12 protein-coding genes are annotated in these 12,652 nt (G+C 67.0%); 6 read left to right on the forward strand and 6 right to left on the reverse strand.

Going from position 1 to position 12,652, the window contains the following annotated elements; all coding sequences use genetic code 11:
• Positions 1–277: 277 nt before the first annotated feature.
• From Q0379_RS21170 to phnC, 6 genes are all read right to left on the reverse strand, one after another.
• The gene (locus Q0379_RS21170; RefSeq protein WP_299016443.1) at positions 278–1,591 is read right to left on the reverse strand and encodes a hemolysin family protein; all 1,314 of its coding nucleotides are present in this window, start codon (positions 1,589–1,591) and stop codon (positions 278–280) included.
• Positions 1,592–1,734: 143 nt separating this feature from the next.
• Positions 1,735–2,778, reverse strand: a complete 1,044-nt coding sequence (locus Q0379_RS21175) for a substrate-binding domain-containing protein (protein ID WP_299016446.1) — start codon at positions 2,776–2,778, stop codon at positions 1,735–1,737.
• A 66-nt stretch (positions 2,779–2,844) separates the two neighbouring features.
• Positions 2,845–4,095 carry a porin gene (locus tag Q0379_RS21180; protein WP_299016448.1) on the reverse strand — a complete coding sequence of 417 codons (1,251 nt, stop codon included), beginning with the start codon at positions 4,093–4,095 and terminating at the stop codon, positions 2,845–2,847.
• 264 nt (positions 4,096–4,359) lie between these two features.
• A complete protein-coding gene (phnE, locus tag Q0379_RS21185; protein WP_299016450.1) occupies positions 4,360–5,193 on the reverse strand; it encodes a phosphonate ABC transporter, permease protein PhnE in 834 nt (277 codons plus the stop codon).
• An 11-nt stretch (positions 5,194–5,204) separates the two neighbouring features.
• Positions 5,205–6,230, reverse strand: a complete 1,026-nt coding sequence (gene phnD, locus Q0379_RS21190) for a phosphate/phosphite/phosphonate ABC transporter substrate-binding protein (RefSeq protein WP_299016452.1) — start codon at positions 6,228–6,230, stop codon at positions 5,205–5,207.
• Positions 6,227–7,021 carry a phosphonate ABC transporter ATP-binding protein gene (phnC, locus tag Q0379_RS21195; protein WP_299016454.1) on the reverse strand — a complete coding sequence of 265 codons (795 nt, stop codon included), beginning with the start codon at positions 7,019–7,021 and terminating at the stop codon, positions 6,227–6,229. The genes phnD and phnC overlap by 4 nt, the downstream gene beginning before the upstream one ends.
• Before the next feature lie 351 nt (positions 7,022–7,372).
• On the opposite strand from phnC, the gene Q0379_RS21200 reads away from it, so the two are divergent.
• The 6 genes from Q0379_RS21200 (at position 7,373) to Q0379_RS21225 (ending at position 12,639) form a co-directional block, all read left to right on the forward strand.
• Positions 7,373–8,632, forward strand: coding sequence for a type III PLP-dependent enzyme (locus Q0379_RS21200; RefSeq protein ID WP_299016456.1), 1,260 nt, complete (start codon positions 7,373–7,375; stop codon positions 8,630–8,632).
• Between the two features lie 289 nt (positions 8,633–8,921).
• The gene (locus Q0379_RS21205; RefSeq protein ID WP_066681246.1) at positions 8,922–9,971 is read left to right on the forward strand and encodes a deoxyhypusine synthase; all 1,050 of its coding nucleotides are present in this window, start codon (positions 8,922–8,924) and stop codon (positions 9,969–9,971) included.
• Positions 9,972–10,031: 60 nt separating this feature from the next.
• Complete coding sequence (locus tag Q0379_RS21210) at positions 10,032–10,811, forward strand: phosphatase PAP2 family protein (protein WP_299016458.1); 780 nt, start codon at positions 10,032–10,034, stop codon at positions 10,809–10,811.
• A gap of 59 nt (positions 10,812–10,870) precedes the next feature.
• Complete coding sequence (locus Q0379_RS21215; protein ID WP_299016460.1) at positions 10,871–11,359, forward strand: Fur family transcriptional regulator; 489 nt, start codon at positions 10,871–10,873, stop codon at positions 11,357–11,359.
• A 53-nt stretch (positions 11,360–11,412) separates the two neighbouring features.
• Positions 11,413–11,604 (forward strand): hypothetical protein, encoded by a 192-nt coding sequence (locus tag Q0379_RS21220; protein WP_299016462.1) that lies wholly within the window; start codon positions 11,413–11,415, stop codon positions 11,602–11,604.
• An 87-nt stretch (positions 11,605–11,691) separates the two neighbouring features.
• Complete coding sequence (locus Q0379_RS21225; protein ID WP_299016464.1) at positions 11,692–12,639, forward strand: thioesterase family protein; 948 nt, start codon at positions 11,692–11,694, stop codon at positions 12,637–12,639.
• Positions 12,640–12,652: the final 13 nt, after the last annotated feature.

Below are 12,652 nucleotides of genomic sequence, written 5' to 3' on the forward strand. Positions count from 1 at the left end.
GCTAGCCCCCTCCGGCCCTCTGGGCCACCTCCCCCGCATCGCGGGGGAGGATCTGCCCCGTCCCCCGTGACGGGAGCCATCCTTACATCTCACGGCGAGACGATCGCGGGGCTGAGCCTCCAAGAGATGTAAGGTTAGCACCGACCTGGCGAGGTCGGCCTTCGACCCGTGGCGGACGCCAAACGGAATCCCTCTCTCATGGAGAGAGGGAGGGATTCCGAACGCCCGCCCATCCACCCCAGGGCAGACTTCCGCGAAGTCAGCTCTCGGTCGAGCCCTACCCCTCGCCCTCGTCCTTCTTCCGCTTGCCCGCCTTGAGGATGACCTTGTCGATCCGCGAGCCGTCCATATCGACGATCTCGATGTCGAAGCCGCCCATGGCGACGTGCTCGCCCTCGCTGGGAATACGGCCCAGGCGATCGAGGATCAGGCCGGCCACGGTGTGGTAGCCGCCGTCGGCCTCGAAGTTCTCGCCCAGATGATCGTTCAGCTCCTGGATGTCGAGGCGGGCGTCGATCAGCCAGCTGCCGTCGTCGCGACGGATGATCCGGGTCTCGTCGTCGTCGTGGTCTTCCGGGAAGTCGCCGGCGATCATTTCCAAGAGGTCCAGCGGCGTGATCGCGCCCTGCAGCGAGCCGAACTCGTCGACCACCAGGGCCATGTGCAGGCTAGTCTGCTTGAACACAGCCAAGGCCTTCAACAGCGACATGGTCTCGGGGATGGCGACCGGCTGCTGGACGTGGGCCTTCAGGTCGAGCGGCTCGTCGGCCAGGCAGGCGTCCAGCAGGTCCTTCTTGAGAACGACGCCGATGTCGCCGTCCAGGTCATCCTCGGTGGCGACCAGGATGCGCGAGTGAGCGCTGGCGCGGATTTCCTTGAGCACGGTCTCGGGGCTGTCGGCCAGCGACACCCAGAAGAGGTCGCGGCGCGGGGTCATGGCCACGCGGACCGGGCGGTCGCCCAGGCGCAGGACCTCGTTGATCATCGCCCGCTCCTCGGGCTCGATCAGGCCGGCGTCGGCGCCTTCGGCCAGGACGGTCTCGACCTCCTCGGAGGTGATGCCGCTGTTGCGCTCGTCGCGCACGCCCATCAGCTTCAGCACCGCGGCGGTCGAGACGGTCAGCAGGGTCACGAACGGGCGCAGCACCGTGGCCATCACCGCCAGGAACGGCGACATGCGCCGGGCGATGGCGTCGGGGAACATCAGGGCCAGGCGCTTGGGCACCAGCTCGCCCAGGATCACCGAGACATAGGTCAGGCCGACGACGACGACGCCGGTGGCGATGGCCTCGGAGTACTTGGCCAGGGTCGGAACGCTGTGCTCGAGCCAGGCGTCTAGCGCCCCGGCGATGGTGGCCTGGCCGTAGGCGCCGGCGAAGATGCCGATCAGGGTGATGCCGACCTGTACGGCCGACAGGAACCGGGTCGGATGCTCGGCCATGTCGAGGGCCAGTTTGGCCCCCTTGTCGCCCCGATCGGCGAAGCCTTGCAGGCGGGCCTTGCGGGCCGAGACGACAGCCAGTTCGGACATGGCGAAAACCCCGTTCAGCAGAACGAGGAGGAGGACGACGGCGAGCGCGACGAGGATCATGGCCCTTCAGGGTCGGGGACGCGTCGCCGGACGGCGACCGCGGCGCGGGCGATGGGAGGCCCGGCCGGCTCACTATACAAAGAAAAACGCCGTGGCCCATAGGACCACGGCGTCGATCTCAAGCCCGAGGCTCGAACAGTCGCTTAGGCGGCCGGACGGCCCATCACGGTCTTGTTGTTCACGATGCCCTTCTGGGCGTCGTGCTGGCCCGGAGGCAGCGGGATCAGGCCGCGGCCTTGCAGATAGCCGCCACGGCCCGTCGCGGCGTCCGAGGTGAACTCCTTCAGGAATTCCTCGAGGCCCGGCGTGACGCCGATGTTGGCCTTCTTGACGTAGATGTAGAGCGAACGCGACAGCGGGTAGCTGCCGTCCGAGATCGTCTGGGCCGACGGGCGCACGCCGTTGACCGAGGCGCCCTTGATCTTGTCCATGTTCTCTTCGAGGTAGGACCAGCCGAAGACGCCCAGCGAGCCCGGGGTCTTGGTCAGGGTGCCGACGATGGCGTTGTCGTTCTCGCCAGCGTCGATCCAGCCGTCCGAGCGCAGCGGGTCGACCAGGGCCTTGTACTTCTTCTCGTTGTCCGAGCGGATGGCGTCCAGGGTCGGATACTTGCGGGCGCCGGCCTCGATGGCCAGTTCGACGAAGGCGTCGCGGGTGCCCGAGGTCGGCGGCGGGCCGTAGACCTGGATGCGGTTGCCCGGCAGGCCGCCGGCGACGTCGTCCCAGGTCTTGTGCGGGTTGGCGACGAACTGGCCGCCCTTCAGCACTTGCTTGGACAGGCCTTGGTACAGGTGCTCGAGCTTGAAGTTGTAGTCGGCGCCGTCCTTGTCGGTGGCGACCACGATGCCGTCGAAGCCGATCTTGATCTGCAGGATGTCCTTGACGCCCTTGGCGGCGCAGGCGTCGAACTCCGACTTCTTCATCGGACGCGAGGCGTTGGCGATATCCGGGAAGCCTTCGCCCGTGCCGCCGCAGAACAGCTTGATGCCGCCGCCGGTGCCGAGGCTTTCGACCTTCGGAGCCTTCTTGCCAGACTTCTTGGCGAAGTTCTCGGCGGTGCGGGTGGCGAACGGGAACACGGTCGAGGAACCGGCGGCCCACACGTAGTCGCGGGCGGCGTGGGCGGGGGCGGCGGCCAGGCCCGAGAGGGCCACGGCGGCGGCCGCGCAGGACAGAAGCTTCTTCATGACAAACTCCTAGAGGAGGGGGTAGGGGCGAGCCGCCGCGCGGCCCGCCCGGAAGATTGGCGACGCTTAGAAGTCGAGCTGGGCGCGCAGCTGGAACTGCTTCACGTCGAAGTCTTGGTTCGGGCCGTAGTTGTCGACCTTGCCGTCGGTGTAGTTCGCCTGGAAGCGGACATACGACGTCGGGTAGTAGTTCACGCCCAGGGTCCAGCCGGTGTACTCGCCGGCCTGCGACGTGGCCGGCTTCACCTTCAGGGTCTTGTAGGCGTCGGTCGTGTCGGCCAGATCGTAGCGGACGGCCAGTTCCACGCCGCCGAAGCCGCCGGCCGTGACCGGGTTCAGGATCTTCGGACGCTTGAACTCGCCGGCGGCCGCGTCGTAGTTGCGGGTCTCGCCGGTCGGCCAGAAGCTGACGAAGGCGTAGCCGACCTTGATGGTCGGATCATCGCCGGCCGTGCCCGCGCGGGTCACGTCGATGCTCGAATACTCGGCCTGGACCGACAGCGGGCCGTGGACCCAGGCGCCTTCGACGGCGATCGTCTTGTCGCGGTTGCCGATGCCGCCGGTCGTGTAGAACGTGGCGTTGCTGTAGGCGGTGTTGGTGCGGCCGGTGTAGGCGAAGGCGCTCTCGTCGCCGCGGTTGCGGTAACGGTACGAGACCGCCAGGTGCAGCTTGTCGGCGTCGGTGTTCAGCAGCGCGTAGTGGCCCCGCGCCGTGATCGTCAGGCGCTCCTTGGAGTCGGCGCTGGCGTTGTTGACGTCGGTGCTGTTGAGGCTGGCGCCCTGGACGCCCAGCGACATCGAGTAGTTGTAGCCGCTGTACTTGCCGACCACGCCCAGCAGGTAGCTGTCGACGCCGAAGTCGCCGTACGGACCGCGGTCCATGAAGGTGGTGAAGCGGGTCGAGGTCAGGTTCTCGAGGCCGGCGACCTTGACGTTGCCGAACAGGATCGAGACCGGCTCGCTGGGCTTGTACTCGATGACCGCGTCATCCCAGCCCCACGAGCCGCCGTTCACCGCGCCGCCTTCGAGCTTGTAGGCGAAGTAGCTGTTCAGCTTGCCTTCGACGCCGAGGAAGGCCTGGCGGCCGCGGGCGTTGCTGGTCTTGAAGTCGCCGCCGGGGCCATCGCGCTTGATGTCCTGGTTGACGTAGTCGAACAGGATCCGGCCACGGACCTTGAACGCGGTGTCGTCGTTGCTGAACTGCGGAGCGCCGCTCCACTTGTAGCTCATGTCCTGGGCCTGGGCGGCGCCGCCCAGGCCGATCGCGAGCGCGACGGCCAGCGCCGAACCGGCGACCAGCGAGGTCTTGATGCTCATTTGAGAATTCCCCTTGAAAGGCGCCCCTGTCCTCTCACCCGTCTCGAGGTGGATCAGGTTGAAGCCGGGCTTAACGGGGGTCCGTGACGCTTCCGCCACCGATTTGTGACAGCCAAGCGACAAGTGTTTTCAAGGTCTTAAGCTGTGGCGTTCCGGCAACAAGACTCGGCCGAAAACGTCCGTTCACCGACGGTGGGCGCGCTAACCGAAAACGCCTCCCCCGCCGGATGACGAGGGAGGCGCCGGAAGAATTGTCTCGAAAGACTACAGAAGCCGCGTACGGATGATCTGCGACAGCAGGTCGATCATCGACACCGCCACGACGATGACCAGGACGATGCAGCCGGTCTGGTCGAACTGGAAGGCGTTGATCGAGTCGAACAGGATCTGGCCGATGCCCCCCGCGCCGATGATGCCCAGCACGGTGGCCGCGCGGCTCGACGATTCGAAGCGGTAGAGCGCGTAGCTGGTCCACAGCGGAGCCACCTGCGGGATCACGCCCCAGATGATCTCCTGCAGCTTGACCGCGCCGGTCGCCCGCACGCCCTCAACCGGACCCTTGTCGATCGACTCGACGGCTTCCGCGAAGAGCTTCGCCAACACGCCGCCGGTGTTGAACATGATCGACATGACGCCGGCGAACGGCCCCAACCCCACGGCGGTGATGAAGATCAGCGCCACGACGAGGTCCGGGATCGAGCGGATCAGGTCCAGCACCCGGCGCACCGGCTGCTGGATCCAGACCGGGGCGATGTTGCGCGCGCCCAGGAGGCCCAGCGGGATCGCCACGATGATCGCCAGGGCCGTGCCCCACAGCGCCATCTGGATGGTCTGCCACATCTTGCCGATGAACAGGCCCCAGTCCATCGACAGGAACAGCTGGGGGTCCGTGAACGGCTTGAAGAACAGCTTGGCGAAGTTCCCGGTCCGCTCGGTGTCGGTGAACAGCTGCGGGAACTTGTCGATCTCGGCCGGCTTGAAGCTGACGATCAGCAGCAGGATGACCCCGCCCCACAGCAGGGTGTCGAAGGCCAGGGCCGAGGCCGAGCGCTTGGGCGGCGCCGGAACACCAGCGTCCTTGATGGCGACGTCGCTCATGCTGCCGGGCCTCAGTTCGCGGGCGTCGAGGCGAGGCCGGCCTTGCCTTCGGCGGCGACGCGTTCGGCCTTGATCTTGTCCAGCGCCGTCTGGGCGGCCGCGAGCTTGGCCTGGTCGCCGGATTCGCGGGCCAGGCCCAGCTGCTCGGTGGCCTCCATCTCGCGCACGACCAGCAGGTGCGAGTCGTCGGCCGGCTTGAAGCCGCCGATGCTGAGCTTCTTCAGGTTGGCGCGCTGCTGCTCGGCCTGCGGCGTGTCGCCCTGGGCGTAGGTCAGGAAGAACTGGCGCAGCTTTTCCTTGATCGCCGGGTCGAGATCCTTGCGCCAGACGATCGGGTCCTCCGGCAGGGTCGGCGATTCCCAGATGACGCGGATCTTGTCGGTGACGCCTTCGCCGCGCGCCTTGGACAGGCCGATGGCGGTGGAGTTGTTGGTCGCCGCGTCCAGCTTGCCGTTGGCCACCGCGAACAGGTTGGCCTGGTGGTTGGCGCTGATCACGGTCTTGAAGCACTCTTCCGGCTTCTTGTTGGCCGGGATGAAGACGTAGGTCATCGGCGCCAGCGTGCCCGAGGTCGACTTCTTGTCGCCGATGCCGAAGTTCAGCGACTTGTCGCACTTCAAGAGATCCTGCACCGACTGGATCTTGCTGTCGGCCGGAACGATGATCACCGACTTGTAGCCGTCGGTGCCCGAGGGGTCGAAGGTCCGGGCGAAGACCTCGCCGTTCGAGCGGCGCACCGCCTCCAGGCCAGATTGGTTCGAGAACCAGCCCACGTCCGTCTGCTTGGCGCCCATGGCCACGATCAGCGACGAATAGTTGGACGAGAAGAACGGCTTCACCTTGAGGCCGGTCTGCTTCTCCATGTCGGCCAGGATGGGCTTCCAGTAGCTCTCCATGTTCTGGGCCGACTCGGTCGACAGGATCGAGAAGGTGATCGTGTCCTTGGCGGCGGGCGTCTGCGGAGCCTTGCCGCACGAGGCGAGGGCCAGGGCCGACAAGCCGGCGGCGATTACGATAGCCGAACGACGATTGATCATTGCGGGGCTCCTTCCCAGAACACGTCCTCGAATTCCGGGCCGTAGATATCGATGAGTTTTTCGCGGTTCAGGCCGGACGCCGGGCCGTCATAGACCTTCTTTCCGGCTTTCAGGGCCACGACCCGGTCGCAATAGCGCAGGGCGTAGTCCACCTGGTGCAGGGTTACGACGACGGTCAGACCGTCGGTTTGATTGAGATCACGCAGGATCTCCATGACCTTGCGGGCCGAGACCGGATCCAGCGAGGCGACCGGCTCGTCAGCCAGGATGATCTTGGCCTTCTGGACCAGGGCGCGGGCGATGGCGCCGCGCTGCTGCTGGCCGCCCGACAGGGTGTTGGCGCGCTGGGCGGCGTAGTCGGCGACGCCGACGCGGGCCAGCGCGGCCATGGCCGCCTCGCGCGTCTCCTTGGGCCACCAGCCGAGCAGGCCGCGCATCAGCGGGATACGTCCCAGCGAGCCCAGGGCGACATTGCTGAACAGGGACAGCCGGCCGACCAGGTTGAACTGCTGGGCCACGAAGCCGATGCGGATGCGCGCCTTGCGCACCTCGTTCGACACCTTGCCCCTGGCCTGGACCGGGCCGCCGAAAGCCGAAATCAGGCCGTCACCCTCATCGATGGTCTGCAGACCGTCGATCGAGCGCAGCAGCGTGGATTTGCCCGAGCCCGATGGGCCGATGAGCGCGATCATCTCGCCTCGATTCACATCGAGGGAGACGGCGTCCAGCGCGCGACGGGACCCGAAGGTCTTGGAGGCGGCGCGGATCGAGAGAACTGGGTCCGACGTCATGGTCGGGACGAATCCTTAACGTGGTTTCACGACTTGGGGAATGCGATCACCGGTTTGGGGCAGGTTCGCAATGTATTTGTGACAGATGAGGCCTCTTATCGGGTCCGAACGGACCCGCGCCCCGCGATCGACGCCCTGATTTTCCGGACGCGGAGCGCTTCGCCCCCCTGAATCCGCTCGCCCTTTCGGTCCACGCGCCCGGGTGGAACAATTCGTCCCGAAACGGGGCCGCAAAAGGGTCTTTACATCCCGGATCAATGCCCCTATTTCGCACGGCTCCGGCGGACCCGAAGTCCTCTAAACGCTGCTAACGCCGGCCTGGGTTTAACTTCCAACAGGGGGTTACGTGAATTGCGCACGTACCATTCGCCCCTGGACCTGGTCCGTGAGCGGTCACCGGAACGTCCCGTCGCACTCGTGCGGCCTGACGCGGTTTCCGTAGCTGCGCGCTGGTTCCAGTCCGAATTTAAAGGCGACGTCTTCTACGCGGTGAAGGCCAATCCTTCGCCGTGGGTGATCCGTGAGCTGGCTCAGGCCGGCGTGCGGTCCTTCGACGTCGCGTCGCTGAACGAAGTCGAACTCGTGGCCGAGCAGGCCCCGGGCTCGCGCATGGCCTTCATGCACCCGGTCAAGAGCCGGGCGGCGATCGCCGCCGCCTACTTCGACCACGGCGTGAAGACCTTCTCGTTCGACACCCACGAAGAGCTGGCCAAGATCCTGGACTCCACGGGCAACGCCAAGGACCTGAACCTGATCGTCCGCATGGGCGTCCAGGCCGAGGGCGCGGCCTACAGCCTGTCGGGCAAGTTCGGCGTCGAGATGCACAACGCCCCCGCCCTGATGCTGGCCGCCCGTCGCGCCACCCAGGACCTGATGGGCGTGTCCTTCCACGTCGGCAGCCAGTGCATGCGCCCGACGGCGTTCCAGGCGGCGATGGCCCAGGCCAGCCGCGCCCTGGTCCGCGCCGGCGTGCTGGCCGATGTCGTCGACGTCGGCGGCGGCTTCCCGTCGATCTATCCGGGCATGGTCCCGCCGGATCTCTCCGAGTACCTGGCGGCCATCGACCGCGGCTTCGCCGAGATGATGGTCCACGAGACCACCGAGCTCTGGTGCGAGCCGGGCCGCGCCCTGGTGGCCGAGGCCTCGTCGCTGCTGGTCAAGGTCGAGCTGAAGAAGGGCGACGCGCTGTATCTGAACGACGGATCGTACGGTTCGCTGTTCGACGCCGCGCACATGAAATGGCCCTTCCCGGTCAAGCTGTACCGCAAGAACGGCGAAGTGGTGGAAGAGGGCCTCAAGCCCTTCCGCTTCTATGGCCCGACCTGCGACAGCGTCGACCACATGCCGGGCCCCTTCTACCTGCCGGAAAGCGTGGACGAGGGCGACTACATCGAGATCGGCATGCTCGGCGCCTATGGCGTGGCGATGAACACTCGCTTCAACGGCTTCGGCGAGACCGACACCGCCCTGGTGCAGGACGCGCCGATGGCCTCGATGTACGGCCTGGCCAAGCGCTCGATCCCGCCCGTCCGCCAGGAGGCGGAAGAGCGCAAGATCGTCCGCTTCTCGCGTCCGAAGGGCGCGGCCGGCAAGCGCAAGCGCCGTCGCTGATCTGTCTTCTTTGTTGAGTATGCCGACCCCATAACTCCGATTTCCCCGGCGAATGCCGGGGCCCAGGTGAAACCCACGAGAAGCTCAGGCTGAATCTGGGTCCCGGCCCAAATCTCTTCGGCGCGCAAAGCGCGCCTTGGGGCGCCCGGGAAGATCGGAATGGGGGATGCGCTTTGTCCCCGCTCAGCGTTGTCGCTGGGCGCTAAATCTGTTTCCACCGGTCGGTCGCTCCGTCCCGGCAGGTGGCTAGTTCCAACGACGGGCGTCCAAAGTCAGGGAAACCGAAGCGATGAACGCTCCCGTTCCGAACACCAAGGCCGAACTGCTCCAGAAGACCGTCGAACACGTCGACATCACGTCGTACGACGCCCGTCCGATCATCGACTCGATGCGCAAGATGTCGTTCAGCTCGCGCGACACCGCCCGCGCCGCCGACATCTTCAACATGGCTCTCGCCGACAAGGGCTGCTCGACCTGGCTGATCCTGGCCGGTTCGACCTCGGCCGGCGGCTGCATGCACGTCTACCGCGACATGGTGAAGAACGGCATGATCGACGCCGTGGTCGCCACCGGCGCCAGCATCGTCGACATGGACTTCTTCGAAGCCCTTGGCTTCAAGCACTACCAGGCCGCCGGCCCGGTCGACGACAACGTCCTGCGCGACAACTACATCGACCGCATCTACGACACCTATATCGACGAAGAAGAGCTGCAGGCCTGCGACCACACGATCCTCGAGATCGCCAACCGCCTGGAGCCGCGCGGCTATTCCTCGCGCGAGTTCATCTGGGAGATGGGCAAGTGGCTGTCGGAAGGCAACGCCAAGAAGCAAGGCTCGCTGATCCAGACGGCCTATGAAGAAGGCGTGCCGATCTTCTGCCCGGCCTTCGTCGACAGCTCGGCCGGCTTTGGCCTGGTCAAGCACCAGAAGGAACGGGCCGCCGCCAAGCAGCCCTACCTGATGATCGACGCCGTGGCGGATTTCCGCGAACTGACCGACATCAAGATCGCGGCCGGCACCACGGGCCTGTTCATGGTCGGCGGCGGCGTTCCGAAGAACTTCGCCCAGGACACCGTCGTCTGCGCCGAGATCCTCGGCGTCGAGGCCGACATGCACAAGTACGCCATCCAGATCACGGTGGCCGACGTGCGCGACGGCGCCTGCAGCTCGTCGACGCTCAAGGAAGCCGCCTCGTGGGGCAAGGTTTCGACCACCTACGAGCAGATGGTGTTCGCCGAAGCCACGACGGTCGTTCCGCTGATCGCCAGCGACGCCTACTGGCGCAAGGCGTGGGAAGGCCGTGAAAAGCCGCGCTGGAACAAGCTGTTCGGCAAGTAAGCTTGATCAGGCTTCACTGAAAATGCAGGGTCCCCGGAAGCGATTCCGGGGACCTTTTTCATGCGCGCATCATGGCTGGCCGCCGCCGCTGTCCTGGCCCTGGCGGGCTGCGCCACCTTGAGCGGCGATGGCGGAAGCTATCCGCGCTACCTACCCAAGAGCGCCTTCGACGCCCGCGACCACGTCCCGCCGCCGCCTGCCAAGGGCTCGCCCCAGGCCGAGAAGGACCGCGAGATCTTCCTGACCACCCGCGCGCTGAAGGACACCCCGCGCTGGTCGCTGGCTCAGTCCGACAACGCCGAGGAGAAGATCCTCGACGCCTACGCCTGCGCGCTGGGCTACACGCCGACCCGCGAGACCAATCCCAAGCTGGCGGCGATGCTGATGCGCATGAGCCGCGACGTCCGCTCGGCGGTCAGCGGTCCCAAGCTGAAGTACATGCGGCCCAGGCCCTACCTGTCCGAGGACGCCCCCATCTGCATCAAGCCGGGCTTCGGCTTTCGGTTCTCGCCCGACTATCCGTCGGGTCACGCCACCTGGGGCTGGACGGTCGGCCTGCTGCTGTCGGACGTGGCGCCGGACCGCTCGAACGCCATCCTGGCCCGGGCGCGGGCCTATGGCGAAAGCCGGGTGATCTGCGGGGTCCACAACGCCAGCAGCGTCGAAGCCGGCAAGCGCAACGCCGAGACCCTGTTCGCGGCGCTGTGGAGCTCCGAGGCCTTCAAGTCCGACCTCGCCGCCGTCCGCGCCGAGTCGGACGAGGCCCGCGCCAAGGCCGCGCCGCTCGATCCGGGCCGCTGCACGGCCGAGGCGAACCTGGTCGGCGCGCCGCTGTTCTAAGAACGCCGCGTCATAAGGCCAAGGTTGCGCCGGCGCGTCCGGACCTCTACCTCTTGGACATGGCCCAAGGCGCTTCCTGCGGACACGATCATCACCACCACGGCGTGGCCGGCGCGGCCCTGGCCGCCGAACTGGACGCGGCCGAGGCCCGCTGCGTCGCCGCCGACCAGCGCCTGACGGCGCCCCGTCGCCGCGTGCTGGAACTGCTGTTGCAGGCGGGCCAGCCCGTGAAGGCCTACGACCTGATCTCGACCTTCGGGGGCTCGGGCCCGCCGGCCAAGCCGCCGACCGTCTATCGCGCGCTCGACTTCCTAGAGAAGCAGGGCTTCGCCCACCGGATCGAGAGCCTCAACGCCTATGTCGCCTGCCGCAAGGAGGCCGACGGCCACGCCGCCGCCTTCCTGATCTGCGACTGCTGCGGCGCGACCCGCGAGATCGAGCCCAAGGCCAGCGCCGAGATCATCGCCGCCGGGGCCGCGGCCGGCTACGCCTTGACCGGCGTGACCATCGAGGCCCATGGCCTCTGCGCCGACTGCAAAGAAGCCTGATCGGAACAACCGCCCCCGCCTCCCTGTTCTCCTTGGATCACGAGGAGAACAATATGGCCGAGCAACCCAACACCGACGGCCGCAAGGCCAACGAAGCCGAGCCTCTGGGCGACTTCACCGCTTTGGGCGGGAAGGACAGCGTCCAGAAGACCGGCGAGGAATCCCGCAAGCGCGCGGGTCCCGACGGCCCCGACGCCGAAGAGATTGGAAACACCTTCAAGGGCCCGGCCGGCGATCCGGCCTAGGGGAAGCGCTAGGCTCTTCCCCCTAGCCAAGCTCGTCGCAGCCGCTAGACTCGAACGACCGTTCACCGCCGTTCGAGTTTCGCCGCCATGACGACCGCAGAGCCGCTTCCTGGCGTCGAAATCTGGCGAGGCGGGGTGAACACGTGGGACTGCGACGAGATGGGGCACATGAACGTGCGCCACTACGTCGTCCGCGCCCAGGAGGGCCTGATCGGCCTGGCCGCCGAGCTGGGCCTGCCGGGCGCCTTCTCGCCGCACGCCAACGCCACCCTGCTGGTCAAGGAGCATCACATCCGCTTCCTGCGCGAGGCTCACGCCGGCGCGCCGCTGACCATGCTGGGCGGGGTGATCGAGATGGGCGAGACCGAGGCCCGGCTGCTGCAGCTATTGATCCATCCCGCTTCGGGCGAGCTGGCGGCGACCTTCCAGACCACCGTGGTCCACGCCACCCCGCGCGAAGGCCTGCCCTTCCCCTGGCCCAAGATCGCCCGCGAGCGCGCGCAGGCCCTGCTGGTCGAGGTTCCGGAGAAGGCGCGGGCGCGCAGTCTCGATCTCTCGCCCTTCACGCCCACCGCCAGCCTGGCCCGCGCGGACGCCCTGAAGCTCTCGCGCATCGGCCTGGGCGGCCTGTTGCCGAGCGATTGTGACGTATACGGACGAATGCGCGCCGAGCAGTTGATCGGCCGGGTCTCGGACGGCATCGGGGCCTTCATCCACCCGTTCCGCGACCTCGTCGTCGAGCACGCCGAGCACAAGCCAAAGCGCATGGGCGGCGCGGTCCTCGAATACCGGATCGCCTACCTGGCCTGGCCCCGGATCGGCGACCGCATCGACATCCGCTCGGGTCTCGTGGAAACCGACGCGCGGACCATGCGGGTGGTCCACTGGATGCTGGATCCCGCCACCGGCGAGCCCTGGGGGACGTCGGAAGCCGTCGCCATCACCTTCGACCTGGACGCCCGCAAGGTGGTGCCGGTCAGCGACGCCGCCCGCGCGGCGCTGGCGGCTTTCGAAGTGGCGGGGCTGGCGCTCTAGCGCCCTCAACCGC

The organism is uncultured Caulobacter sp., from assembly GCF_937900395.1.
In the GTDB taxonomy this organism is placed as follows: domain Bacteria; phylum Pseudomonadota; class Alphaproteobacteria; order Caulobacterales; family Caulobacteraceae; genus Caulobacter.

Coding starts and splice junctions, on each gene's coding strand:
- Q0379_RS21215 (WP_299016460.1), top strand. CDS start 10,871: ATGGCCCAAGGCGCTTCCTGCGGACACGATCATCACCACCACGGCGTG.
- Q0379_RS21210 (WP_299016458.1), top strand. CDS start 10,032: ATGCGCGCATCATGGCTGGCCGCCGCCGCTGTCCTGGCCCTGGCGGGC.
- Q0379_RS21205 (WP_066681246.1), top strand. CDS start 8,922: ATGAACGCTCCCGTTCCGAACACCAAGGCCGAACTGCTCCAGAAGACC.
- Q0379_RS21170 (WP_299016443.1), bottom strand. CDS start 1,591: ATGATCCTCGTCGCGCTCGCCGTCGTCCTCCTCCTCGTTCTGCTGAAC.
- Q0379_RS21225 (WP_299016464.1), top strand. CDS start 11,692: ATGACGACCGCAGAGCCGCTTCCTGGCGTCGAAATCTGGCGAGGCGGG.
- Q0379_RS21175 (WP_299016446.1), bottom strand. CDS start 2,778: ATGAAGAAGCTTCTGTCCTGCGCGGCCGCCGCCGTGGCCCTCTCGGGC.
- Q0379_RS21180 (WP_299016448.1), bottom strand. CDS start 4,095: ATGAGCATCAAGACCTCGCTGGTCGCCGGTTCGGCGCTGGCCGTCGCG.
- phnC (WP_299016454.1), bottom strand. CDS start 7,021: ATGACGTCGGACCCAGTTCTCTCGATCCGCGCCGCCTCCAAGACCTTC.
- phnE (WP_299016450.1), bottom strand. CDS start 5,193: ATGAGCGACGTCGCCATCAAGGACGCTGGTGTTCCGGCGCCGCCCAAG.
- phnD (WP_299016452.1), bottom strand. CDS start 6,230: ATGATCAATCGTCGTTCGGCTATCGTAATCGCCGCCGGCTTGTCGGCC.
- Q0379_RS21220 (WP_299016462.1), top strand. CDS start 11,413: ATGGCCGAGCAACCCAACACCGACGGCCGCAAGGCCAACGAAGCCGAG.